The following is a 25,478-nucleotide window of genomic DNA, read 5'->3' on the forward strand; positions in this document are numbered from 1 at the left end:
AATCTGCTTATTTACCAAAACGAAAATAAAAGATAGTGAATAACGGCATGGCACTTTATGTTAACTACGGCAAAGTAGTGCGGTATTCGTCAGCCCTAACTGGGGATGTGGGAGCTAATCAAGCTTCTACAATCATTTCTTTTGGGGAACCATGATGTCCATCTCGTTTCCAATCGATATCTAACAGCTCGGCTCCAGATAAGCTAAATGCTTGGCCAAAACCTTTAACGTATAGACCCTGGTGTGGATTTAACTTAAATAAATTAAAATCGTTAAGCGCGGCTAAGTTATCAATCATTTCGCCAAATCGGTTTGATAATGCCGCCACGCCTTTGGTGAAGGTTTCACTATCTCGTGCAACAATTTCAGCGGTTGCATCAAATGTGAGTCGTTTACGGGCAAATACACTTTTAGACTCTGATTCATCTTCAACTAACATAACTGATAGTTTTTTAGACGCTTTTAAGTTGGTGCCATGGCGTGCTAATTCACTGACTAAAATATAAAAACCATCATCTGCTAGGGCAAAAGGCGCATAACTGGCATTGGGTAAGCCATCTGCATCTAGGGTGGCCAGCTGCAATGTGGAGCGCTGTGCCTTAAACTCTTCAATTTCAGGTAGTAATTTTTCTCTTAAACGTTGTTCTTTTTCACTCGACATTATGCATTCCTTTTATTCTATTATGGTATTTTTAGCGGTGATTCGCTGTGTGTGAAAGATCACATTAAGCGGCTACTTTTATGCTGGCTTTTAGTGCTTGAAAACGCTCAACTTGATCGCTTAATAGCACGCGGTTTTTGTCTCGACCTAAATACACTTTAAATATCACTTCACCTTTTGCGCCAAAGAAGTTGATTGAGTGGCTTTCAGTGCCTCTGAATGGCTTACTAATTAATGCGATAGCACTGATATCATCTAACTTTAAATGGCCATGTAAGCCTTCACCCTTGGTGATTAAATTGTAATAACCATGGGCATATTTTCCTTTAGGGAAGCTGCCTTTAAATTCAAAAATACTGCCTGATGCCGTGACGATTGTGGTCATATTGCCCCACTCAGGTAACGATGCTAACAAGTTATCTTTTTCCGCTAACGGCAATAATGCCAATTGCTCAGCTGGTAGCGCTGTCACCACCTCAAGCTCAGTAATTGATAACTCAGCTGCCACTTGAGCTGGCATTGTCATTGGGTTTTCGAGTAGATATTGTTGAATTTGTGCAACTGAAACAGCCATGGAAGATCTCCAGATAATTGAGTTAACTAATGTGCGACACATAAACCTCGAAAAAGCCGCTCAAGTTATGACGTTTGAGAGGCTTGTGGCGATAAGATTTGCGCTGCCATCAATGACAACAGCGCTTTCCTAGATTTGGGGTTATGTTCACTTCAATAGGGCGTTAAGATTAAAACGCGTAGCGCGCTGATAATTTGAAATTCCGGCCTTGCTCATACAAGGTTTGCCACGCTTGGCGATATTCCTCATCCCCAATATTTTCAATTGCGAAATCGACACGTAAGTCTTCAAAAGTCCCCGTTGCAGGTTCCCACGCTACGTATACATCCCACAATTTATATGAGTCATATTGCTCATTGTTACCTGTTGGTAAGTCTTGTTGCTCTGCCACGTAAGTGAAACGCGTGCCTAACTTCATATCGCCTTCCATAATGGCTTGCGATAAATCTATCCCCATTTTCTTAGCCGGAATATTAGATAAATACTCGTCGGTATTTTTGTCTTTACCTTCTGTCTGACCATAGTTAAATATCACCCGTGTTTGCTTAAAGCGGTAGCGAGTAATGAATTCAAAACCAGTTAATTTGGCTTTATCGACATTGTCCCAAGAGGTCGTTTTTTCAAGGCCGGGGATGCCGTATAACGGGTTGGAAACCGTTTGTTCGATGAAGTCATCCACATCGTTTCTGAACACACTTAACGTCATGGCAAGTTCGTCATTACCCGCTAATTCAGTAAAACGCATATCCGCTTTAAGCTCTTTGTTTTGCGCTTTTTCAGCTTGTAAATCAGGGTTTATTTCGAAGGTATTACATAGGCCATTAGGCAAGAAACCTGGGATGGAAGGTATACAGTAGTGGGAACCGGTTGAGTACATCTCTTCCATACTCGGTGCACGGAATGCTTCATCATAGCGGGCACTTAACGTTAACCACTGCGTGGTGTTCCATAATAGTCCTATTGAAGGGGTGAAGGCATTATCATCATTTGATAAATCTAAGCTGTTACTTTTATTTTCAAAGGTGTCATAACGCACGCCAGCATCTAATGCGACTGTCTCGGTTAACTTAATGTCCGCTTTGGTAAATGCTCCCCACACTGTGGTATCGCCATCAATATTATCTGGTCGCTGGCCTACTTGACCATTGTCATCACGCACAGTGTTAATGCTATCTTTATAACCATCCACACCGTAAGTCAGTACAGTATTACCAAAAGTTGAACTGTTATTGACACTAAAACCAATGGTTTCAAACTCAGTGCTATCAAACTGATTTTTGGTAACACGATCTTCATCGTAATTGGTGTTGTTCCAATAAAGGGTGGCATTTAAATCTAATAATGGTGTATTAGCTGGGTTGAGACTGTAATCTAAAGTGACATTCTGATCTTCAGTATTACGTTGCACTAAAGGCACTGAACTGCCGACATTTGTTGATGGGTTACTTGGCACTAATTCATCGGTATTAGAAAATCGAGCTGATAGTTGTAAACGTTGATCATCCGAAGGTTCCCAACCTATTTTGGCCAAGCCGCTTGTCGCGTCAGAAGCACTGTTTTCAAGCGTTTTATCGTTTCCAATTTTGATATTATTACTGTCGTGGTAACTACCACTTAATAACCAGTCAATATTGTTAGCTAAACCATATAGTGTACCGCTGGTTTTAATGTTATCGCCGTTGGTTTCAAAACCTTGTTTGATATAACCACCGAACGTATCGTTTTCATCTAAAAAATCTTGGGCAGATTTGGTGTTTTGCGCGACAACACCACCAATTGCGCCGCTGCCCCATAAGCTACTTGCTGGGCCGCGCACCACTTCGATAGAACTGAGTAATTCAGGGTCAATAAAGTAAGTGCCACGGTGACCTGAATTGGTATTTTGACGCGCACCATCAATAGTTTGCAAAACGCGCTGACCACTTAACCCCCGAATTTCAACGCCCTGAGATGACGAACGCGGGCCATTAGTCACACTAATATTTGCTTCATTTTTTAACGTATCAGCAACGGAAGAGGGTTGTAATTCTTGCATTTTTTCTTCGTTGATCACGGTAACGCTACGGCTGGTGTCGGATAGTTTTTCGCTAATTCGAGTGGCAGTAACAAGTACTTCATCAAATTCAGTCACTGCTTTGCTTTCTTGTGCGTATGTGGTGGTGCTAAAAACCATTGCCATTGCTACAACGAGTGGCTTTTTGGTCATTATTATATCCTCAAAGTAATAAATCCGAAATTGGGTCTAGTCAGCGTTTTTAATCACTCATGATTGTCAATTTGGTAAATGTTTTTGAATCGCTGATTCGAAAACATTTAGTGCAAAGTGATATTGCTGATTCACTATTTTGCGAACTTTACCTGAGAATAAAATTTAGATCAAATAAAAATCATTATCATTTGCGATCTTATTACTGTTGGTGTACATTCATCATCATAATAATTGATGTTGGATGTAACCGATTGTTAATAATAGTTTTGTAAAGAGTGTAAAGATACAAGGCTAACTAATTGATAATTGGTCGTGTTTGATATTTAACCACTTTGTTGATTGTAGAAGCATATTGCAGATGACACCTAAACGATATTTTGCTTTTGGATGTTTAACCATTTTAATTCAAGGCGGGGTACTTGCTTCCCAAAATAGCGAGCCCACGATTCAGTTATCTGAAGGTTCAGCTATGGGGGCGAATCAAGCTGTTAGCATCATGATTGCAATGAAAGTCAGCAGCCAAGCAAGCAGTAACGTTCAAGCACCGATTGAAGTAAAACCCATATCGAAGGCTGAAAAACCGATTGAACCCGTAAAGAATAAGCCTGTTAAGATCGCTAAACCAGTACTTGAACCCGTCGAAAAACCACAAATGGTAGCCAAATTACCCCGGGTAAAAGCGGATAAAAAAGCGCCATTGACACATGCTGAACAGCCCAAGGCCTTGATCTCTGAAACAGCCATTAATCTCGATGAGTCTCAAATCTCAAATACCGAATCGAATACCGAATCGAATGCAGTATTGACCGTTAACAATCAGCAACCAATCGATTCCACACAAGGGGTTACTCAAGAAACGGTTGCTTTACCGCAGCCGACATTTTTAGCTCCACCAGTACAACCAAACTACCCCAAAAAAGCCCGTAAACGTGGCTTTGAGGGCACTGTGACAGTGGAAGTCATGTTTAATCAAATTGGTGAGCAATTATCACTGACTCTCGTCGACAGTTCTGGTTATAGCCTACTTGATACCGAAGCGATTAACGCGGTTAAGCAGTGGCAATTTGCCGCACCATCACCACAAACCGCTTTAGCTTACACCGTCAGGGTGCCGGTGAAGTTTGCTTTGAATTAGCCTGAAAATAGGAAACCTACATGTCGCAATCATTATATTTTCAACTCTCAGAGCAACTAGGCTACTTAACTTGGCCACTTTTTATTTGTGCGTTTATTGCCATCGTCATCATTTTTGAACGGCTCACATTAATGGCCAACGAGTTATTAAAACGGGATGCATGGCTGACAGAGTTGAGAAAGCAAAGTCGTAGCGCAAGCCAAGAACAAAGACAGCAATTGATTACTGAGTTAACGCAAGGTCGTAGCATGTTAGCCAAAGGCACTGCATTGCTGTTATCCCACGGCGATCAACAACGTGCCATGCGTGAAGAAATTTTAAATTTATGGCTAATTAAGCAAAAAGAGAAGCTGCAATCGGGTTTAAAAGTTTTGCAAATCATAGGGGTTATTACCCCACTTCTTGGTTTGTTGGGTACGGTTTTAGGTCTTATTGAAATGTTCAGTCAATTAGGTGTTTCCGATGGTCCTGTCACGCCATCACAATTGGCTACAGGCCTAGGGTTAGCGATGAATACCACCGCAGCAGGACTTATTATTGCCGTCCCCGCGATCACTATGTCTCACCTAATCAGTTTATGGGCTGAAAAGCGCTGTAATAAAATTGCCCATGCGTTGAATCAACTTAATCTTTGGTTAGAGGGCTTTGATCAAGCATTGAACATAGGTTGTGATGCGCCTTGCGGTGCTAATGCGCCATGCCTTAAAAATGCGACGACAGACAACAATTCACAATCTCGCTCAGCAAAACTGTCGGAGTCACATTGATGATCAGCGCAAACCAAGGTGGCGATGGTTCAGCTCAAGCAAGTATTGGCATCGATTTAACTCCATTGATTGATATCATTTTTATTGTGTTGGTGTTTTTGTTGCTTACCGCCAACACCCAACTGCTTACATTGCCTGTAGATGTGCCTAAAGAAGCCGATTCAGAGCTGACGGGGTTATCCCAAGAGCAACATCTCTCTATCACTATTTTGACTGAAGCGCCTCATTGGGCATTGAACGGTCAACCCTTTGAAGAATTTGATCAATTTGAAGCTGCTTTTATCCAAGCATATACAGACTCACCCGCTATTAATGTGGTGGTCGCGGCAGATAAAAATGCGCCCGTGCAGCCTTTGATGACCGTACTGGCATTGTTGCAACGCCAGCAAATCACTAATACCCAAATTTTAATGGAACCCTAAATCAAGCTTATTTAGCCATCAAGGCGTTTCAGTGTTTTTTTATTTATTCGGAGTTAATTATGCTCAAGCTACAAATATTTAATGCTAAAAATGTGTTACTCACCAGCATGATGGCTGCAGCGGTACTGCTCTCAGGTGCTTTATTTAGTCAAACGACTAGCATTGAAAATAGAGTGGTCAGTGCTGGCGCGGGTATCACTGAATTGGTATTAGCCCTTGATGCAAGCGATGAATTAGTCGGTGTTGATTCCACTAGCCAGATACCAGATGAATTAAAGTCGGTCGCAAAACTTGGCTATCACCGTATGCTATCTGCTGAAGGCATTTTAGCGCTGTCACCGAGTATGCTATTGGGCTCTGAAGCCATGGGACCTAAAAGTACTCTTGAGGTACTCACTCATGCCAACGTTGAGGTGGTGTCTTTGCCAAGTGCTAATACCCAAGCTGAACTGGTTAGTAACGTTGAACTTTTGGGTAAATTACTCAGCCGCGAGTCACAAGCCAATGAATTACAAAAAAAGATTAATTTATCATTTGAACAATTAGATGCCAAACAACAAACAATAGCTCAACTCGGTGATGCGCCAAAAGTATTGTTTCTTTTATTGCAGCAAGACCGGCCAGCCCGCGTTGGCGGTGATAACACTGCAGCAGATATTATTATCAAGCTCGCAGGCGGACAAAATGTGGCAGGTTTTGATGGCTATAAAAGTGTTTCACAAGAAGGCATTTTAGCCTTACAGCCCGATGTGATCTTGATTTCCAGCCGCAGTGAAACGGAAAAAAGTGATCCTGTGAATGATTTACTCCAAGCCATGCCATTACTTAACCACACTCCCGCAGGCGAATATAAACAAATTATGAATCTCCCCCCGCAAGCGTTAATTGGTGGTTTAGGTTTAAGCGCGATTACTGCGGCAGATAAGCTTGCAAGTGACTTTATCAGCATCAAAAAACGTCAGTGATAACGACTCATATTTGATAGAAACCCACGAAATTAATCAGTTTTACTAGGATGTATTATGCAACATCAACGTTGGCTTTGGCCTTGTTTGATTACCGCCTTGGTGATGACAAGCCTGTTGTCGGTCAGCATCGGACCATTACACATAAGTCCTACCACCAGTTTTAATGCCATGTTGAATTGGGCGAGTGGTCAAGAGTTGGCATCTGTTGCCCCCCACGAGCAATTGGTGATTAATAATGTCCGCTTACCGCGCACTTTATTAGCGCTAGCTGTTGGGGCAATGTTAGCGCAATGTGGCGCCGTGATGCAGGGGTTATTTCGTAATCCGTTAGCAGACCCTGGCATTATCGGGGTGTCATCTGGTGCGGCTTTGGGTGCAGCAGTGTGTATTGTACTATTTCCTAATGGCGGCGAATACTTAGTGGCTTTTAGTGCCTTTGTTGCAGGTCTTGTCACTACATTAATTGTCTATCGTTTAGCCGCAAGCCCCAGTGGTACCTCGGTGGTGCTATTGCTGCTTTCGGGGGTGGCAGTTGCTGCGCTGGCTGGTGCGGGGATCGGTGTTCTTACCTATATGGCAGATGACATGGCCCTTAGGGATTTAACCTTGTGGCAAATGGGCTCAATCGCTGGAGCCCAATGGCATTATGTGGTGTTAAGTTTATTGGCACTGGCTGTTATCAGTTGGCAATTTAATCACAGCGCAAAAGCCTTGAATGCGCTATTGCTGGGCGAATCAGAAGCCCGTCATCTTGGTCTGGACGTTGACAAACTAAAGTTAAAACTCATTGTGCTGTGTGCTATAGGTGTCGGTATTGCGGTGGCGGCAACGGGCATTATCGGCTTTATTGGCTTAGTGGTTCCCCACTTAGTCAGAATGATAGTTGGGCCGGATCATCGTTTATTGCTGCCATTAAGTGCTATTTTAGGTGCTGCGATATTGATGGTTGCAGATATCGGCGCCCGTTCTATTGTGGCGCCATCAGAATTACCAGTGGGCTTAGTCACGGCATTGTTAGGGGCGCCTTTCTTCATCATTTTATTACTCAAACAACGCAATAAGTTGGTGTGATATGTTGAGAAATCTAGAACTACAATCCATGCAAAAAATAAATACAACCAGCGTGCAAGCTAGCATCTCTCAAGCATCGTCAACTGCTCAGCAATCTGGGCAAGATACAGTGATAAGCATTGAAAACGTATCGGTACATATTGGCAATAAAACGGTATTAAACGCTATCAATTTGGATATTAAGCCTGGTCAGGTTACTGCATTACTGGGCCCAAATGGTGCAGGTAAATCCACCTTGCTAAAAAGCTTGTGCCAGGAGGTATCGCTCTCATCTGGGATGATCTCAGTTTTGGGTAAACCATTAGCTCAGTGGGATAGATCTCAACTTGCTAAATCTTTGGCTGTGTTACCCCAACATGCTTCTTTAACGTTTCCGTTTAAAGTGCATGAAGTCGTGCAAATGGGCTTATACCCATTGACCATAAGTCAGCACCAAGGGCACGAACTGGTTGATGAACAACTTAAAAAAGTGGCACTGTCAGCCCTTAAACACCGCAGTTACCCGACACTTTCTGGCGGGGAAAAACAACGGGTACAATTAGCAAGAGTCTTGACCCAACTGGCTCAGGCGCAACGCAGCCCGATATTATTATTAGATGAACCCACATCGGCATTGGATTTAGCCCAGCAACATAGAGTACTCGAGCTCGCACAATCCCTAGCGCATGACCACAATTACTGTGTGGTAGTGGTGTTACACGACTTAAATCAAGCCTGTCGTTACGCCGACAGATTAGTGGTATTAGAGCAAGGTGAGGTGGTCAGTGATGGCGAGCCCCATCGTGCACTTACTGCCGACATTATCGAAAAGGTTTGGCACTACACTCCCACATTGGTGATTGACCCTAAAAGTAAGTTACCACTTATTTTTTAAGCTCTCTTTTTATTAAAAAACGTCTCCAATAGCGATTAGCCTTGATATTACCAAGGTAATAGCACGGGGGCGCATTGGTTTTTTTAAGGATATGACTCTTGCAGCAACCTCATTCTCGGCTTAATTGGGCTTGGTTAAAACTCAAAGTCCTGGCTCATAAGCGCCAACTCATTCAAGCCAACCTTATTGCAGTGACCGCCACTCTATTAAGTCTGCCCATTCCGATGTTAATGCCATTTCTGGTTGATGAAGTGCTGCTTAATAAACCTGGATGGCTGCTAAATACGCTGCAGCCGATATTGCCACAAAGTATGCACCGCGCTGGGATTTACATTGCCATTGTATTGGTTGCGGTGATTGTACTGCGCTTACTCACTATGCTCACTCAGGTGGTTCAGGCCAGAGAGTTTACCAAAATAGCTAAGCGGATCAGCTTAGATGTAAGGCAGCGCATGCTGTTGCAATTACCTAACATGCAAATCAGTGCCTTTGAAAAATACGGCAGTGCGGGTTTAGCCTCCCGCTGCATTACTGATGTTGATACCGTTGAGCGCTTTGTGAGCGACACCTTGTCGCGGCTTATCATTAGCGTGCTTACCATCGTGGCTATAGCCAGCGTGTTGCTTTGGCTTAACTGGCAACTTGGTTTGATGATTATTCTGCTTAATCCCTTAGTCATCTATTTATCTTCTCGTTTTGCTGGGCATGTAAAAAGTTTACGCCGTAAGGAAAATGCTGCTACAGAAGCGTTTCAACAAGCCTTAGTGGATACCATTGATGCCACCCGAGAGTTGCGTTTAGCACAACAGGAAAAGCATTATTATCAACAAGTATTTGGTTTAGCCTCGCAGCTAAGCCAACACGCCATCGCCAACCAATGGAAAACCGATGCGTTGAATAAGCTCAGTTTCACCACCTTTTTACTGGGATTTGAGTGCTTCCGTGCGATGGCAATTTTTATGGTGTTAATATCAGACTTATCCGTAGGTCAAATTTTTGCCATCTTCAGCTACCTTTGGTATTTAATGGGCCCTATTCAAGAGTTATTGAACATCCAATACGCGCGATTTGGTGCGCAAGCATCAATGGAGCGACTCAACGCCTTATTGGATTTAGACACAGAATCGGTAAACACGGATAGCCTTGATGCAAATACTGTTGAAGTTAAAGCGCGGGTAAAAGGTGCTGCTCAGTTAAGTGAAACATCAGGCAGCGGCGGTCAGTTAAATGCAGTTAATGCCCTAACGCCATCAACAGGGTTGCAGATCCAGTTTGATAATGTGAGTTTTGGTTTTGAGGAAACGCCTCATTTATTCAATCAGCTGAATTTACATATAGCGGCAAATGAGTCGGTCGCATTATTGGCAATGAGTGGCGGTGGCAAGTCGACGCTAGTGAATTTACTCTTGGGCTTTTATCAACCTCAGTCTGGGCAAATCTCAATCAACGGCCAACCTATGGCAGAATATGGCGTTAATCAGCTAAGAAGGCAGGTTGGTTATGTGCCGCAACATCCCAAATTAATTGCGGGCTCATTACGAGAAAACCTCACATTTGGCGCACAGATTGATGATGCCACGTTGTGGCAAGCGCTTGAGCAAGCGGAGTTAGCCACCACAGTAAGCCGTTGGTCTAATGGCTTAGACACGGATTTAGGCCGCAGTAGCGCTCGCTTATCTGGCGGGCAGCTTCAACGTTTAGCTATCGCAAGAATGTGGCTTACTAAGCCAGATTTAGTTATTTTAGATGAGGCCACTTCAGCACTCGATACAGCCACTGAAGCAAAAGTATTGGCGAATTTACAGCTATTTTTACAGCAACGAAGCTGCATTATCATTGCCCATCGGCTCAATAATTTAACTATGGCCGACCGAATATTAGTATTAGACAACGGTAAAATTGTCCAGTCTGGCAACCAGGCCACATTGAAGCAAGAAACCGGATTATTTAAACAATTGTTTGCCTCCAATTAATGGCATTATCTGCGATCACCACCAAAAAGGGCACGCGTTAAGCGTGTCCTTTTATCGATTTCATTGCCGTCTATATAGGCAAAAATTTACAATGCAAAGCGCGATAATTTGATCTAACAAAACTTAAACTTAAATGGTAATAGTTATCATTACGGCTTGTTTGAACTTTTTTCTGAGCAACTATGATATTAACTTCCACCATGACAGGCATTGACAGTCCTGATCCTTTACAACATGCATTTAAAGTCAAAAGTGCCCCCCATGCAGCCCGAAGTGGCAGCCGCCCTGTGACAGTTGATGATGCGCTATGGCAACAATGGTGGCAAACTCCAACTCAAGCAGACAAACGCGCGCTGTATATCCATATTCCGTTTTGCCGTAAGCGTTGCAGCTTTTGTAATTTCTTTGAAAATGGTGCTAAACCTGAACGCATAAGCCACTATATGACAACCTTATGTCAGCAATTGACGACAGCAGCGCAAACGCCACTCGCACAAAGTCAGCCATTTGATACCGTTTACGTTGGTGGTGGTACTCCAACCGATATCACTGCAGATGAGATAGCTCAACTAGGCCAAGCTATACAAGGGTTTCCCCTAGTCGCAAATGCTGAGGTGACCTTAGAGGGGCGCTTAAATGGCTTTGATGATGACAAGTTTAATCATGCCCTTGATAACGGCTTTAATCGGTTTTCGTTTGGGGTACAAAGCTTTGACACCGAAGTACGTAAAGCGGCTGGACGCTTTGATGATAAAGACCGCTTACTTGCTCGATTACAACAACTCAGTCAACATCCAACAGCCAGTATTGTTATCGATTTAATTTTTGGTTTACCGGGACAAACGATGGATATTTGGCAGCAAGATATTCAGGCGGCTATGGACAGTGGCGCCCATGGCGTTGACCTGTATCAGCTAATTGCTCTAGCCGGTAACCGTATAGATAAAGCCGGTGAAAAAGGCAAAATTTTGGGCACTGATAACAGCGATTTTCAAGCTGACAGCCAAACGCGCGCCAACATGTATGCTTATGGGGCCAAAACATTTGAGGAAAATCAATGGCAGCGCTTATCAAGCTGTCATTGGCGCAGTGACGAACGTGAGCGCAGCATTTATAACTCGCTAGCAAAAAGTGGCATTGAAATTTTACCTTTTGGCGCTGGTGGCGGCGGTAATATCCATGGCTATAGCATGATGAATGCGAGAGGGTTAAGTGAGTGGCATCAAGCGCAAGTGACGACTGAAAGTTATTCTAGCGATGCATCGTTAGCGGCTAAGTTGGCACCAGCAAAAGTCCCCGCAATGACACTAAGCCCTAATCCATTAGTCCATTTTGACGCCATATTTAAACGAGGTTTAGATTCTGGTGTGCTTGATTTTAATAACTTAGCGCCCAAAGTGGTGGCTCATTTAAAACCGTTATTTGAAGCATGGCAGCAACATGGGCTGGCGACGCTTGATGACAATGGTTTAAGTCTGACCCTTGCAGGCCGTTTTTGGAATGTAAACATGCAAACGGGATTATTTGAGTTTTTCGATAAAAATCCAATTGTCTAGAAACAGCGGGGAGCAGACTTTCGCATTGTTCCCTCCTTTCATTGCTATTTTTGCTCAGGCTAGCCGTTATCGCTGTTGGTGGATGCTTAACGGCTTAAGAGTAATATTTGTATGAACCTTTGAAGAAAAGGGGTCTTTGGGGTATTTTAACGGCCAGTGAAGGCATGTTTATGCTTGCAACAAAAAGCTTTCCCTGTTTAACATTACCATTAATAAACCAAATAATTTTCTATGTTAGATAGGTTTTATCTTGCTATCTGATTCGAGTTATCAAAGCTAAACCCAAGATAGCAAGCCAACCAACGCTGCAGTTTTTTATCAGCGCAAACAACAATCTTCCACATTTATCAAGCAATCGTCTGGTCAATACACATTAATCGCCAATAATCGCGATTACTCACCCATTTATGCGAGTAGACAAATGAAAACCTTTGCTCGTTTTAAGCAGGTCATCAAATCGGCAGGTTTTATTTAATATCATGTGATTTTGTTTTAAGGTGTCGATTGCATCAACCGTTGCTGGGATTGATTATATAAAAGCTTCGATTTTTTTTTGATAATATTTCAATGTGTTACTAAGCTTTGTATAGTGTTGAACAGAGCAGGCGCATTCAATGAAAATACCAATAAGTAAAGGTTTTACGCTTATCGAATTAGTGGTCGTGATTATCATTTTAGGCATATTGGCTGTAACGGCAGCACCTAAATTTATTAACCTTCAAGGCGATGCTCGTGTATCTGCATTGAGTGGTTTAAAAGCGGCGATTAACGGTGCAAATAAACTTGTTTATTCTAAAGCGGTGATATTGGGGCAGGAAAAAAGTTTCAAGACAGACATTACAATAATACCAGGCGCAGTGCCTGCTGATAATGTAGATGTCACAATTGGGTTTGGTTATTTAAGGCCCAACTTTAATGATTTTGTCGCCGCGTTAGATATCAGTATTTCTAAGCGTTCTAATCCTCTTAACACAGATTGGATATTTGATAAGCAAAATAGTATAGGGTATTTTTGGCCAACTGGAGCCCCCGAAACTTGCTTCATTACTTATACTCAAGCCACTGCAACTTCACCGCCTATTATTTCAGATGTACCAAAAGCATCAGATTGTTAAATGATCAACGAGTGAGAAATGCCATCGATTTTAAAGGTTTTAGCCTTACTTAATGATGCATTTTTGCCACCTTTTATCTTTCACCTGTTAAACAATATACCCAACTAACTGATTATCGATACCGAGCTTGAAAATCGATTAAGGTGTTATTGATGGGTTTAGTCCATCAAGTACGATTTTAATTTACTGTGTCAAAGGACTAAAATCCCCTTAACTTGTTCACTTTAGTGTTCTTGGATGATGATTTCAGATATTTATTTGAACATTCTTTTTTAACGTCTGCCGCTAATTAAATGAGACCTCCATGGATATCACTAGTCATTTATTTCCTGCCATCAAAGCATTATCGATTATCACTTTATGTATCATCTTTTTCTCTCGATTAGGTGTTGGCACCATTGTGGGATTTATTGTGGCAGGCATAGTCTTAGGTCCTAATACACCGGGCCCGATCGCAGCGACTAATATTGATGCACTACAAAGCATTGCTGACTTTGGGGTGGTGCTATTTTTATTTACTCTTGGTTTAGAAATGAAGCCACAGCAATTGTGGCAAATGAAAAAAACAATTGTTATTCAGGGGATTGGCCAGGTATTGGTAACCTCGGTCATATTTTCTATTATAGGGACTTTGTTGGGGATAACCTGGCAAGTTGGTTTCATCATAGGGGCAATATTTTCACAATCATCAACGGCGGTTGTGATGACGTTACTGCAAGAAAAACGGCAATTGAATGCGCCACACGGTAAAAATATCTTCTCTAACCTCATGGCGCAAGATATGAGTGTGGTGCCAATTATGGCGTTGATCCCCATTTTGGCTCACCAACAAAGCACTAGCGGTCAATCAGTAATCTACAACATTTTGTTGGTTTTGGGTTTTTTGCTGGCAATTTTTTTAATGGCTCGATATGTATTGCCACTATTGCTAAAGGTTTGCGCTTTTAACGATAACAAAGAAGGTTTTTCGTTAAGTTTATTTGTGGTGATTTTATTTACTGTGTGGTTATCGGTAAATGCCGGCGTATCAGAAACACTCGGTGCTTTTTTACTGGGAATGTTGCTGTCGACATCTGATTTTAGATTGATGCTAGAAGAAGTGGTATCACCATTGAAAAAGTTATTAATGGGATTGTTCTTTTTGTCAGTGGGAATGTCGATTAAACCTGATGTGTTACTCGATGATTTTGGGATCATTTTATTATGGTTGTCGGCTGTATTACTCGTCAAAACCCTAGTATTTATTTTGTTGGCATTAATTGATGGCAAAGAAATGCCGGTAGCGATTAAATCTGGTTTTGCACTTAACCAAGTGGGAGAATTTGCATTTGTGTTATTGGGGGTAGCAACATCGGCAGGCATGCTGGATGCGCATTCTAGTGCAGTCGGCCTTATCATTGTGAGTATCAGTATGATTATGACGCCAATGATGAACCGTATCGGAGATGTGGTCGCGAGTAAATACTTGTCTACCATTGTTGGAGATAAGGTGGATATTGCGGTACCAGAATTAGTGATTGTAGGGTTAGACGAAGTAGGGCGCTTAATTGCGATGTTAGCTGAACGTGCTGGGATCAAGTATGTGGCTTTTGATAACGATTATGAATGTGTCAAAAGAGGTATCGCATTGGGCTTAAATGCCCATTATGGTGATATTTTGAATCGCGGCATTCAAGAAAAAGCCAAGTTAGCTGAAGCACAAGCGGCTTTTATTTCGATAACCAGTTCCGCTTTACTTAAAAAAATCGCGTTAAAACTTAAAAAGTATAAGCAGTTAGACATTTATGCCCGAACTAACTCTCGAATCGATGAGTTATTTTTAAAACAAAATGGCGTTAAGTATGCGGGTTCTGTGTATGTTGAAAGTACTTTACAAAGAGGGCGTGAGCTGTTGATTAACTTTGGTATTCCAGAGCAGGATTGCATGGCTTTGATCAATAGTGTCAAGCAGGAGATAAACCCTCAACCCATGAATATAAAAAGCTAATTTTTGGGAGTTCAAACATGGGTGATTTATCGTGTAGCGGTGAATTTCATCGCCCATTTTTGTTGACTATTTTGATTGCTTTTGTTCGGTTTCAATATGCTGGTTAAGTAGGGTTAGTAACACTTCTGGGACAAACTTTCGTTGTGCGGTAATCGCGTAAAATTGCTCGTAAAGATCTGGTAGATGTTGATAAACCGCTAATACGCCCTGTTCTATTTCATCTTTTACCACCACAGGTGGTAGCACCACAAGTGCACCACTGTCTCGTGCTAACAGCCGTAACATGGCCATGTCATCAGCTTCCGCTTTTATATCTGGTTGATATTGATATGTCGCACACAAAGCATGAAAGGATGACCTTATCTCTGTGTTTTTAGCCGGCAATACCCAGCGCCTATTTTGATAGCCTTTGGGAAAGTTATCATCAATTATGTTGCTAGACGGGCCTATGATGGCCAGTGGTTGTTTAGACACCAATTGTGTTTGCCATAATGGGTCTGTTTGATCTGAATTAATCGGTTGATTAGTCAGCACTAAATCTAATTCATGATTAGCTAACCCATTCAATAAGTGAGTTATTCCCTGAGAGCTTAAAGAAAAACTCACTTGCGGATTTTCCAGTAATGGACTAATAAAACTTTCAATAAAATTTCGCGAAAGCGTGGTTAATACCCCAATAGATAAATGCTGCTTTTCGTTAATGCACCCTTTACGTAAAAAAGATTCCAGTTCTTCACCTTTGCTGAATATCTCGTTGGCGTAATCCAATACTCTGTGGCCATGAATGGTGAGATTAAGCCTGCGTCCTTTGCGCTCGAATAAGTCAACATTCATGTTATGTTCAAATTGCTTAATTTGAGCTGACAACGCAGATTGTGAAATATGCAGATCTTTGGCCACTTGAGTGAGGTTGCCCACAACCGCAATTCGCCAAAAATAATAAAGGTGGTGATAATTTAGTCGGCTCATTTTAGTTAATCAAAACAGAACGTTTAGTTAGTTTATATATGTTTTTATTAAATATATAGCTTTGTCATACTCTTCCCACTAAATAAAGGGGAGTGTTATGAATTTAGATCTAATATCCATAATGTTGTTGAGTATCCCAGTCACCTTGGTGCTGGCTAGCATCTGTAGCCAACGCATGAGCAATGACCAAAGAGGGATGTGGCTCGTCAATGCCAGCTACTTTATTGTGTTGTTATTCATTACCGCTGTGGTGATGACGTTAAATAGTCCAAATATCAGCCCAGAAATCCAAGTCATTAGCCACACTAATATCAGTTTGATCATGCTAGGATTAGTGGTGTTCATGAGCGTGATTTTGATCGCTTTCTCACGCAACTATATGGCAAGAGAGCCCAAAAATCGGACCTACTGGTTTTGGTTACTTAACACACTTGCAGCGGTATCTTTTGTGGTGATAAGTAATCACTTACTCCTGTTTTGGCTAGGTTGGGTGTTTATCAGCCTAGCGTTACATAAGCTGCTGACCTTTTATCCTGAACGGCCTCGGGCAGCGCTGGCTGCCCATAAGAAGTTTTTATTAGCCCGCTGTGCTGAGTTATCGTTATTCATCGCCATTGTATTGTTGTATCAGCAGCATGGCACATTGCTTATCAGTGAGCTAATGACTCACTTTATCTATGTGGCTAATGATGATGCACTGAATTTAACGGCCATAGAGCAGGTCGCTGCGGTGCTTATTGCACTGACTGCATTGATAAAATGTGCGCAATTACCGCTGCATGGTTGGTTAATTCAAGTGGTTGAAGCGCCAACGCCTATCAGTGCGTTACTGCATGCTGGAGTGATTAATCTAGGTGGTTTTTTACTGATACTGTTCGCGCCTCTGTTTATTCAATCTGTGGTTGCTCAGTGGCTAGTTATCATTGTGGCTGGTGGTACCTGTGTGATAGCCGCGTTGGTGATGGCCACTCGAATCAGCGTTAAAGTTCGCCTCGCTTGGTCGACGAGTGCTCAAATGGGTCTGATGTTACTTGAATGTGCATTGGGATTATTTGAATTGGCATTGCTGCATTTAATCACTCACTCAGTTTACAAAGCATACGCATTTTTAAATTCTGGTAATGCCGTGTATGAGGATATTCAGGCTAGGCTTGCACCTGCAGCCATACCTAACTGGCAAGATTGGTTATTTGCTGGCTTATGTTCATCGGCCATGGTTATTGGCACTGTCAATCTGTTTGACTATCAAGGGGTATGGAGCGTATGGGTGTTATTCATATTGGCACTGACTCTGTTAATCGCCGAGCGTCATAATCTAGGGACGCAAACTCAATTTATGCCAGTACTGGTGACAAGTATTTTGCTGCTGGTGAGTTATAGCACATTCAAAGGGGTGTTTGGTTTTATTATCCCCCATGTTCCAGCATTAAGTGTTGCTGCGTTCAGTGCCGCCGATGTGGTTAGCATGGCCCTGTTTATCAGCTTATTTTTATTGAGTTGGCTTGTGCGTTATAAGGCTGGCCACTCCAGTATAAAGCGACTGTCTATCATCTTGTTTGCCGGACTGTATTTAGATGAATGGTTAACTCGACTCACCTTAAAAATCTGGCCTATCAGATTACCTAACCAAGCCAAAATAAAAATATTGAACAGTACAGAACCCTGTAAAGAATCCAGCAAAGTTGAGGGAATTTAAAATGAGCGCCATTAATCAATCTGCTTTTGTATTGCAGCTGACTGACAAGCAATTGTCACAACTGACAGCCGCATCGCTTAACATTGCACCTGCTTGGCCGCTTGACCAAATGATAGCTGTTAACCCTTTGTGGCAAATGCGCGATCAACCTATTGAACAGGTCAGTGCACGTGTGTCCGCCCTTAACAACATTCATTATTTAATGCCACAACAATACTATGCTGAGCGATATGCTCAAGGTGAGATAAACCCTGCTGCACTGCGTTTAGCGGCCAAGCAGCAGCAAAGTGCTTTGTCGGTTGTCGAATTAGTCGATTATTTGGATCAGCCTATCTCTGCGGCCCATTGGCATAATATTGCTGATTTACTCGATGCTCAGCGTGAACAGCATAAAATGACTTGGCGAGATGAAATTGTGCATCAGATTAGTCAGTTTTGTGCCGCTTATTATCAAAATAAAAGTCATCAGTCAGCGAGTTCAATTGATATTAATCAACAGGTTAAAGCCTCTAGTCTTTACTCTCATTGGCTTGAGATAACTCGTTATGACAAGGGATTGAGCATTTTGATGGATGAACCTGGGTTAAATCAATGGTTTGCCCAGCTACCCCAAGAGCCTGAATTATTATTGGCACAAGCCCTTGATGAATTGCACATCACTGATGAGTTGGTTGAGCCCTATGCCCATGCGTTACTGCTTGATATTAATGGTTGGGCATCCTGGATTGCATATTTGCGTTGGCAAGGCGAGTTATATTCAACCCCAAATAATGACATGTTGCAGCTAATCGCCATCCGGATGGCCTGGGAGTTAGTGATTTGGCGCTATGTAAAAGCGCAGCAACATCATCGTTTCACTGCATTAGCTGCGGCCTGGTTAACTGAGAAAAACCAGTTACCACATTTGATTAGGCAGCATGAACAAATTAATAAGCCCCTTTGGGTATGGGCGAAGGCCGCCGAACTCAGTTATCAAAACTGTCTAAATACTCAATTAGTCAGTGCTGATAAGCAAACTGTTACCACTGCAAAATTACAAGCGGCGTTTTGTATCGATGTGCGTTCAGAGGTGATAAGGCGCGCATTGGAGGCTCAAAGTAATGATATTCAAACCATAGGTTTTGCAGGTTTTTTTGGATTGCCAATTGAATATCAGCCTAAGGGCAGAACCTTGGCAAGGCCACAATTACCAGGATTACTGAAACCCATAATCAGAGTATCTCAAATAGCAGATACTCCAGTGCAAACAATAAATACTAAAGCCCGCTGGCAAGCCTGGACTCAATCCGCACCGGCAGCTTTTTCAATGGTGGAGTCGATGGGGTGGTTGTATGCCTTTAATTTGCTTAAAAAGTCCTTTTTTGCAAGTGGATGTGCTCATCCCATAAATCGATTAACCCATCAAACCCATTGGCATTTAGAAAAAGAGTCGCAGCCATTATCCGTGAGTGATAAAGCTCAGTTAGCACAGGGGATTTTATTGGCCATGGGCTTAACTGAATTTGCTACAACCGTGCTATTAGTGGGGCACGGTAGTCACACAACCAACAATTTACATGCCGCGGGGTTAGATTGCGGCGCCTGTGGCGGCCAAACCGGCGAGGTCAATGTGCGCGTTTTAGCCCAGCTACTAAACGATGTTGAAGTGAGGGTTGAGCTAGAGCGGTTAGGAATTCAGCTTCCTACCACCACCCGTTTTGTGGCCGCACTGCATAATACCACAACCGATCGTATTGAGTGTTTTGCCTCTGAGTTAGAGAGTGAAGTGGTTTTATGGTTACAAGGTGCAACGGCTTTGGCGCAACGTGAACGGATAGTGAATATCGCACCGCAGATGCAAAAGCGTTCTGCCCAAGCATTAGATAAATTTTATCAAAAGCTAAGCCGTGATTGGTCGGAAGTTCGCCCTGAATGGGGGCTGGCCAACAATGCGGCGTTTATTGTTGCTCCACGCAGTTGGACGCGTAACATTGACCTAAAAGGTCGTTGCTTTTTGCATGATTATCAATGGCAAAACGATCAAAAATTTGCATTGCTGACATTAATCATCACCGCACCTATGATTGTGACACATTGGATTAACATGCAATATAACGCTTCGGTTGCCGATAATCACAAATATGGCAGTGGCAATAAATTACTCCATAATGCTGTTGCTGGTCATATTGGTGTATTTGAAGGAAATGGCGGCGATTTGCGCATAGGCTTGCCTATGCAGTCGGTGCATGATGGTAAAAAGTGGATGCATCAACCACAACGCTTGAGCGTATATGTTGCCGCGCCAAGGCAAGCTATCGAACAGATTGTCGCAAAACATGACAATGTGCGTTGGCTAGTGGATAACGAATGGTTGTATTTACTTCGCTGGGCTGATGATGCGGTTATTGAGCGTTATTATCAGGGGCGGTGGCAGGTTCAAGAGGTTAACACTCACGAATCTTTGTACTAGGTTGCATCAGTTTGGTGAGTGAGTGTCCCTTGCTCACCTTTAATTCTATAAGGTGAAATAGTCGATTTATTTTTATAGTGACATGTTAAATTAATCGCGCCAGTAAAAAGTGATAAGTCATCTACATCCCTAACGGCATGCTGATTTAGGGCTAAAAGGCGGCCAAATTGACTCGATAATTCCAAAATATCTGTTTTCTGATTTTCACTTCAATGCCAGATTATCAAATAACGCCACTTAAATTGCGCGCAAAAATGAACCGTAATAAGTGATTAAGTTTCAGTTTTGTTATAAATTAACCATCATTTTTAGATGCCGCTCTGTTTACCTCAATGAATATCAAAGGGGTTATTAGCGCCCATATTGCGGGCGTTTTAAGCGAATTTACTCAAGATTTATTTATCAATTACTGCGATGATAAATCTTTTGCAGGGTAAAACATCGCGCCAGAGTGCTTAATGGATTCACCACATATTGAATGAGCCATTTAAGTCAAAAAATATCGAGTTGAATTAATTTCACCAGCATGGATGGGCAATGCAGAGCTTTTTGCCGTTTGAATTTATGCTAATATGCCAGAGTCTTTGATTAACGTTCATTATTGTTTTTTTATTGGGATAGTTATGCAAATTATTATTTTAGAAAATGCTCAGCAAGTTGCGAGCAATGCAGCGCAATGGGTTGCAGAAGTCATCAAACAAAAAACAAATCCGGTTCTAGGTCTTGCAACGGGTAGCACGCCGATTAGTTTATACAAATTGCTTGTTGAACAGCATCAACAAGCGCAATTAAGCTTCGAAAATGTGACTACATTTAATCTGGATGAATATCATAATATTGAAGCGGAAAATGCCCAAAGCTACCGTAGCTTTATGAAAGAAAATTTGTTTGATCATGTCAATATTGATCAAGAAAAGACATTTTTACCAACTTGTCGCAGCGATCAAAATCCTCGTGTTCAAGGTCTTGCATACGAAGAGCAAATTAAAAATGCTGGTGGCATAGATTTACAAATTTTAGGTATTGGTGCCAATGGGCACATCGGCTTTAACGAACCGACATCAAGCCTTGCGTCGCGTACACGCATTAAAACCTTAACCAAGCAAACGTTACAGGATAACAGCCGCTTATTTAAAAAAGATGAATACCAACCGACTATGGCAATGACCATGGGGATCGCAACGATTCTTGATGCGCGATATGTGTTGCTTATGGCAACGGGTAAAAATAAAGCTGCAGCGGTTAAGCAAATGATCACAGGTCCAGTTACGGCCATGTGTCCAGCGTCTGCCTTACAAATGCATGAAAATGCAATTATTCTTATCGATAAAGACGCTGCGAGCGAATTAACCGAGCAAGAATACTTCCAATGGGCAAACCAAGAGCACCAAAAAATTAATCAAACCTTTGGATTATTCATTTAATCGGTTTGACTGAATGTCAGGGTTAACCTGGCAAATCGCTTTCTAAAAAGTCATGTTGAATAACATGGCTTTTTTTTGGGGAAAATTTAATCGCTTTTATGCGTATTGCATCGTCTGCTTGGTAATTTTCGTTGCGGGCTTTCGGGCTTGATGGTTTAGACATTTAAGCATTGTTATTGAGCTTGCACCCTGAGTTATGAGTTCATCGCTACTTCAGAGGGGCTGATTGGCGTTACGATATCACGCATTCAATCGCAACAGATTAATAGTGTTTAACCCAACGCTTTGAACATGGGGTAGGAAATGAGGATTTTTGCCTTTGGCTTTCCCTCATCCTCGCTTACCTGATATTCTTAGCACACAATGGGTTTTTAGGCAGTGAACATGGAAAAATCAGCATTTCTTGATGCGATGAACATTACTCGTTGGCGCAGTGCCGATAAACCGGGTAAACCTTTTTTAGTATTGCATGATATTGATGCTGATTTGTCTGCGCAGTCGTTTATTGAACAGGTGCTTGGCCTGATCAATGTCACGCTTGAGCAATGTGATTTTGACTGTGAAATGCATAAAGGCCCACAGGTTGTTTGGGATATGCGTAAAACCAAACGTCGTCCACGGGTCGCTTGGCTTGTGAGTGCACCGCTTGATGATGTGATGCAAAATGGCGATGAAAAACGTCAACTTTGGCAGCAAATATGTCAGGTGGTAAATAAACAGCAAAATGACGGTTAAGTGGCAGGCACTTATATTACGACATACTCGTTAACCTTGGTGTTCATATTCTTTCATATTTATTTCTTGTCAGTTCATATCCATCCTAATAGCCATTCATAAGTTTTCCCTATAGTCATCCTATCAATAATAAGTAGTAAACATAGGGTGATAATTATGAACAAAATACATCAACTGACTCAATCGGTTTTAGTTGGCAGCTTACTATTATCAGCTGTGCCATTTGCATTTGCCGCAGATGATGCCGAGGTGTTTGGCGGTAAAATTAGCGGTAACATGACTTTCGCGTCTGATTATGTGTTCCGTGGTGAATCTGAAACCATGGACGGCGATGTTCCCGTGGTGCAAGGCACATTAGGTTGGGCTAATGATGATGGTTGGTACACGGGCGTTTTTGCTTCAAATATTAAGTTTGCCGATCCTAATTTGGAAATTGTGACCGCGCCATACATTGGTAAGGCTGGCGAGTTTGGTGAGAGTGGTATTACCTATGACGTGATGGTGTTTTCTTACCTTTACCCAGGGGCGTCGTACTCAAATTATACCGAATTATGGATTAAAGTCGGCAAGCAGTTTGGTCGTGCCAATGTGCAACTAGAAGTGACGCCAACGGTGGATGACTGGTTTGGTGTTGATGGTTGGCAAGGGGTGAATTACGCGATACACCCAAGCTATCAATTTGACAGTGGCTGGAAAGTATCTGGCAGCGTGGGTTATCAGGATTTAGATGGCGAGGGAGCAGAAGGTTGGGGGCATTGGAACCTAGGTGTCAGTAAAGCCTATGCAGGGATTAATTTCGATGTGCGCTACCATGGCAGTAACGTTGAGGCTGATCATAAAGTGTATGGCACCCAAACCGACATTTTTGATGATCGCTTGGTGTTAGGCATTAGCAAAAGCTTCTAAATCTAAATGGGTTTTATCTTAGGATCTGCTAGGCGCTGTAGTGTGTGCTGAACAGGTCCTTTTTTATCGTCATTTTATGGTTTTCCCCGCATTAGTTGATTATCGCTATATCCATATATGAAAAATTATGAATAATAACGGGTATCAATTTCACCCAATCTGGAAAATGAAATGGCACAAACTGGGTTAGCAAGTACTGTACTCGTTGTTGATGATGAAGCCGTGATCCGTGCACGCTTAAAAGGATACTTTGAGCGTGAGGGTTACCGTGTACTTGAGGCCGCAGATGGCGAGCAAATGTGGCAACAGTTTGCTAAACAACACATAGATTTAGTGATGTTAGACGTGAATTTGCCCGGGGTTGATGGGTTAAGCTTAGCTCGGGATTTACGTAGCCGCTCTGATGTCGGCATTATTTTGGTCACTGGCAGAGATGAAACCATAGATAAAATTGTTGGTCTTGAAATGGGGGCCGATGATTATGTGACTAAACCCTTTGAACTCAGAGAGTTGCTCGTTAGGGTGAAAAACTTACTGTGGCGGATTTCGTTAGTGAAAAAAGCCCAGCAGGAAGTGGTTGAGCAATTTGAAAAATGTGACGATTTAATTGTGTTCGACCAGTACGTTTTAGCATTAAATAGCCGCAAATTAACACGCGGCGATGAAGTAATTAAACTCACCAAAGCAGAATTTGAACTACTGACGGCTTTTGCTTTACACCCACAACAAGTTTTATCTCGCGAACGTTTAATGCAGCAAACTAGTCATCGCAATGAAGGGGTTAATGATAGAACCATAGACGTGATTATTCGTCGTTTACGCAATAAGCTGCAAGCCGATTTATTTGTTACTGTCCACGGTGAAGGATATTTATTTGCCACTAAGGTTGAAGACTAGGCGAAACTACGCGATAGACGGGATAGAAGTCAGCAGGCGCTAAACTATTTTCAAGCGCTTTAAAGGATATTTGACCTTGAAATCGCTGTTGTATTTGTGGACCTATGTCACCAAAGGGGCCGGCGCCTTCAAGCTCTTTGACAACAACATCAACGGCTAACTTACCTTGTAATACGACTTGATCATCTGTGCTAAAAGCCACTTTGTTTCGATATAATCCCCGTAACGTAGCCGGAGATAAATAGCTACTGACGAGCTTGACCTGTTTGGTGAGTTGTTTATGTTGCAAAGCGCCTATCGCAGCCTCAATCGCCACCGCACTTCCTAAAATATAGTCAGGAACATGATCATTGAGCAAGTGATGCAATTGGTCTCGGTAAAGATTACGATTATTATCCGTGTGGCGAATAGATGACACGGCTATCGAACTGTTTGCTATGGCATCAAGAATACCCAGTTCAACCCAACTGCTACCGCCCACACCTTCAGGGCCGGTTAATAGCGCCACTTTGACTGGTTTATCTGCCGAAGCCTTTGGTTGCGATTGGTGAATATAATTGCCAGCAATCCAGCCCATTTGATACCAATTGACACCAACGCGGGTAGTAATGATAGGGCTATTGAGCTGATTAACCAGTGCGATAATCGGTTTATTGATAGTACCTTTATAATGTTTGAGTAAATCAGGGCTAACAGTGCCCAGCAAAATTGCATCAAAAGGTGCTGTTAAACAGTGTTCTAGTTGTTTTCGTTGTTGGTCTTTGCGGTAATAACTGCCTGCCTCAAATAACTCTAGGTTTATCCCTAATTTTTTGGCATGTGATACCAATCCATAATTGATCCCTATCCAATAAGCATCTTTAAGGTGGGGAACTAAAGCACAAATGCGCCAGTTTTTTTGAACAGCGGTTAAGGCGTTATAGTGAATTTTTTCAGTGGTTTGAATTTTATGATTAAACGGTGTTCGTTGCTCTAATGACCAATGGGTGTCATTTTGGGCTTTAACTGGCGATGAAATTGTCCCTAAACAACAAATGAGTATATAAATGAGTTGTCGCATCTTATTGTCTCTATTAGGGTGTCTAAGCCG

At 42.2% G+C, this 25,478-nt stretch carries 22 protein-coding genes; 16 read left to right on the forward strand and 6 right to left on the reverse strand.

Annotation, left to right across the window (positions count from 1 at the left end):
• Positions 1-118 precede the first annotated feature (118 nt).
• The 3 genes from hutZ to OHT75_RS10545 all read right to left on the reverse strand — a co-directional run bounded on the left by hutZ (position 119) and on the right by OHT75_RS10545 (position 3,414).
• The gene (hutZ, locus tag OHT75_RS10535; RefSeq protein WP_264726436.1) at positions 119-661 is read right to left on the reverse strand and encodes a heme utilization protein HutZ; all 543 of its coding nucleotides are present in this window, start codon (positions 659-661) and stop codon (positions 119-121) included.
• 64 nt (positions 662-725) lie between these two features.
• A complete protein-coding gene (gene hutX, locus OHT75_RS10540) occupies positions 726-1,235 on the reverse strand; it encodes a heme utilization cystosolic carrier protein HutX (RefSeq protein ID WP_264726437.1) in 510 nt (169 codons plus the stop codon).
• 169 nt (positions 1,236-1,404) lie between these two features.
• On the reverse strand, positions 1,405-3,414 hold the full coding sequence (locus OHT75_RS10545) for a TonB-dependent hemoglobin/transferrin/lactoferrin family receptor (protein ID WP_406682011.1): 2,010 nt from the start codon (positions 3,412-3,414) through the stop codon (positions 1,405-1,407).
• A 388-nt stretch (positions 3,415-3,802) separates the two neighbouring features.
• On the opposite strand from OHT75_RS10545, the gene OHT75_RS10550 reads away from it, so the two are divergent.
• From OHT75_RS10550 to OHT75_RS10595, 10 genes are all read left to right on the forward strand, one after another.
• On the forward strand, positions 3,803-4,579 hold the full coding sequence (locus OHT75_RS10550) for an energy transducer TonB (protein ID WP_264726439.1): 777 nt from the start codon (positions 3,803-3,805) through the stop codon (positions 4,577-4,579).
• Positions 4,580-4,599: 20 nt separating this feature from the next.
• Positions 4,600-5,346 (forward strand): MotA/TolQ/ExbB proton channel family protein, encoded by a 747-nt coding sequence (locus tag OHT75_RS10555; protein WP_264726440.1) that lies wholly within the window; start codon positions 4,600-4,602, stop codon positions 5,344-5,346.
• Positions 5,346-5,768: an ExbD/TolR family protein gene (locus OHT75_RS10560; RefSeq protein ID WP_264726441.1), complete on the forward strand. Its 423-nt coding sequence runs from the start codon at positions 5,346-5,348 to the stop codon at positions 5,766-5,768. Before OHT75_RS10555 ends, OHT75_RS10560 begins: the two co-directional genes overlap by 1 nt.
• 59 nt (positions 5,769-5,827) lie before the next feature.
• On the forward strand, positions 5,828-6,733 hold the full coding sequence (locus tag OHT75_RS10565; protein ID WP_264726442.1) for a heme/hemin ABC transporter substrate-binding protein: 906 nt from the start codon (positions 5,828-5,830) through the stop codon (positions 6,731-6,733).
• Between the two features lie 57 nt (positions 6,734-6,790).
• Entirely contained in the window at positions 6,791-7,807 is a 1,017-nt protein-coding gene (locus OHT75_RS10570) for a FecCD family ABC transporter permease (protein WP_264726443.1), read from the forward strand.
• 28 nt (positions 7,808-7,835) lie between these two features.
• On the forward strand, positions 7,836-8,681 hold the full coding sequence (locus OHT75_RS10575; RefSeq protein WP_406682008.1) for a heme ABC transporter ATP-binding protein: 846 nt from the start codon (positions 7,836-7,838) through the stop codon (positions 8,679-8,681).
• A 98-nt stretch (positions 8,682-8,779) separates the two neighbouring features.
• Positions 8,780-10,654: an ABC transporter ATP-binding protein gene (locus tag OHT75_RS10580; RefSeq protein ID WP_264726444.1), complete on the forward strand. Its 1,875-nt coding sequence runs from the start codon at positions 8,780-8,782 to the stop codon at positions 10,652-10,654.
• Positions 10,655-10,836: 182 nt separating this feature from the next.
• Positions 10,837-12,210 carry a heme anaerobic degradation radical SAM methyltransferase ChuW/HutW gene (hutW, locus tag OHT75_RS10585; protein WP_264726445.1) on the forward strand — a complete coding sequence of 458 codons (1,374 nt, stop codon included), beginning with the start codon at positions 10,837-10,839 and terminating at the stop codon, positions 12,208-12,210.
• Between the two features lie 614 nt (positions 12,211-12,824).
• Positions 12,825-13,325, forward strand: coding sequence for a pilus assembly FimT family protein (locus OHT75_RS10590; RefSeq protein ID WP_264726446.1), 501 nt, complete (start codon positions 12,825-12,827; stop codon positions 13,323-13,325).
• A gap of 304 nt (positions 13,326-13,629) precedes the next feature.
• The gene (locus OHT75_RS10595; protein ID WP_264726447.1) at positions 13,630-15,312 is read left to right on the forward strand and encodes a cation:proton antiporter domain-containing protein; all 1,683 of its coding nucleotides are present in this window, start codon (positions 13,630-13,632) and stop codon (positions 15,310-15,312) included.
• Positions 15,313-15,378: 66 nt separating this feature from the next.
• On the opposite strand, the gene OHT75_RS10600 is transcribed toward OHT75_RS10595, so the two are convergent.
• Positions 15,379-16,281, reverse strand: coding sequence for a LysR family transcriptional regulator (locus tag OHT75_RS10600; RefSeq protein WP_264726448.1), 903 nt, complete (start codon positions 16,279-16,281; stop codon positions 15,379-15,381).
• 97 nt (positions 16,282-16,378) lie between these two features.
• On the opposite strand from OHT75_RS10600, the gene OHT75_RS10605 reads away from it, so the two are divergent.
• Complete coding sequence (locus OHT75_RS10605; protein ID WP_264726449.1) at positions 16,379-17,977, forward strand: NADH-quinone oxidoreductase subunit L; 1,599 nt, start codon at positions 16,379-16,381, stop codon at positions 17,975-17,977.
• A gap of 1 nt (position 17,978) precedes the next feature.
• Positions 17,979-20,426 carry a YbcC family protein gene (locus OHT75_RS10610; protein ID WP_264726450.1) on the forward strand — a complete coding sequence of 816 codons (2,448 nt, stop codon included), beginning with the start codon at positions 17,979-17,981 and terminating at the stop codon, positions 20,424-20,426.
• Here OHT75_RS10610 and OHT75_RS10615 read toward each other — a convergent pair.
• Positions 20,423-20,611: a hypothetical protein gene (locus OHT75_RS10615; protein WP_264726451.1), complete on the reverse strand. Its 189-nt coding sequence runs from the start codon at positions 20,609-20,611 to the stop codon at positions 20,423-20,425. The two genes, OHT75_RS10610 and OHT75_RS10615, sit on opposite strands and share 4 nt — an antisense overlap.
• 438 nt (positions 20,612-21,049) lie before the next feature.
• Between OHT75_RS10615 and nagB the strand changes: the two genes are divergently transcribed.
• The 4 genes from nagB (at position 21,050) to torR (ending at position 24,388) form a co-directional block, all read left to right on the forward strand.
• Entirely contained in the window at positions 21,050-21,850 is an 801-nt protein-coding gene (nagB, locus tag OHT75_RS10620) for a glucosamine-6-phosphate deaminase (RefSeq protein ID WP_264726452.1), read from the forward strand.
• A 384-nt stretch (positions 21,851-22,234) separates the two neighbouring features.
• Complete coding sequence (locus OHT75_RS10625; RefSeq protein WP_264726453.1) at positions 22,235-22,585, forward strand: DNA polymerase III subunit psi; 351 nt, start codon at positions 22,235-22,237, stop codon at positions 22,583-22,585.
• 156 nt (positions 22,586-22,741) lie between these two features.
• Positions 22,742-23,491, forward strand: a complete 750-nt coding sequence (locus OHT75_RS10630) for a TorF family putative porin (RefSeq protein ID WP_264726454.1) — start codon at positions 22,742-22,744, stop codon at positions 23,489-23,491.
• A gap of 171 nt (positions 23,492-23,662) precedes the next feature.
• On the forward strand, positions 23,663-24,388 hold the full coding sequence (gene torR, locus OHT75_RS10635) for a two-component system response regulator TorR (RefSeq protein WP_264726455.1): 726 nt from the start codon (positions 23,663-23,665) through the stop codon (positions 24,386-24,388).
• On the opposite strand, the gene torT is transcribed toward torR, so the two are convergent.
• Positions 24,372-25,448, reverse strand: a complete 1,077-nt coding sequence (torT, locus tag OHT75_RS10640; protein ID WP_264726456.1) for a TMAO reductase system periplasmic protein TorT — start codon at positions 25,446-25,448, stop codon at positions 24,372-24,374. The two genes, torR and torT, sit on opposite strands and share 17 nt — an antisense overlap.
• Positions 25,449-25,478: the final 30 nt, after the last annotated feature.

Origin of the sequence: Shewanella subflava, assembly GCF_025971955.1 — a bacterium.
Classification (GTDB): Bacteria; Pseudomonadota; Gammaproteobacteria; order Enterobacterales; family Shewanellaceae; genus Shewanella; species Shewanella subflava.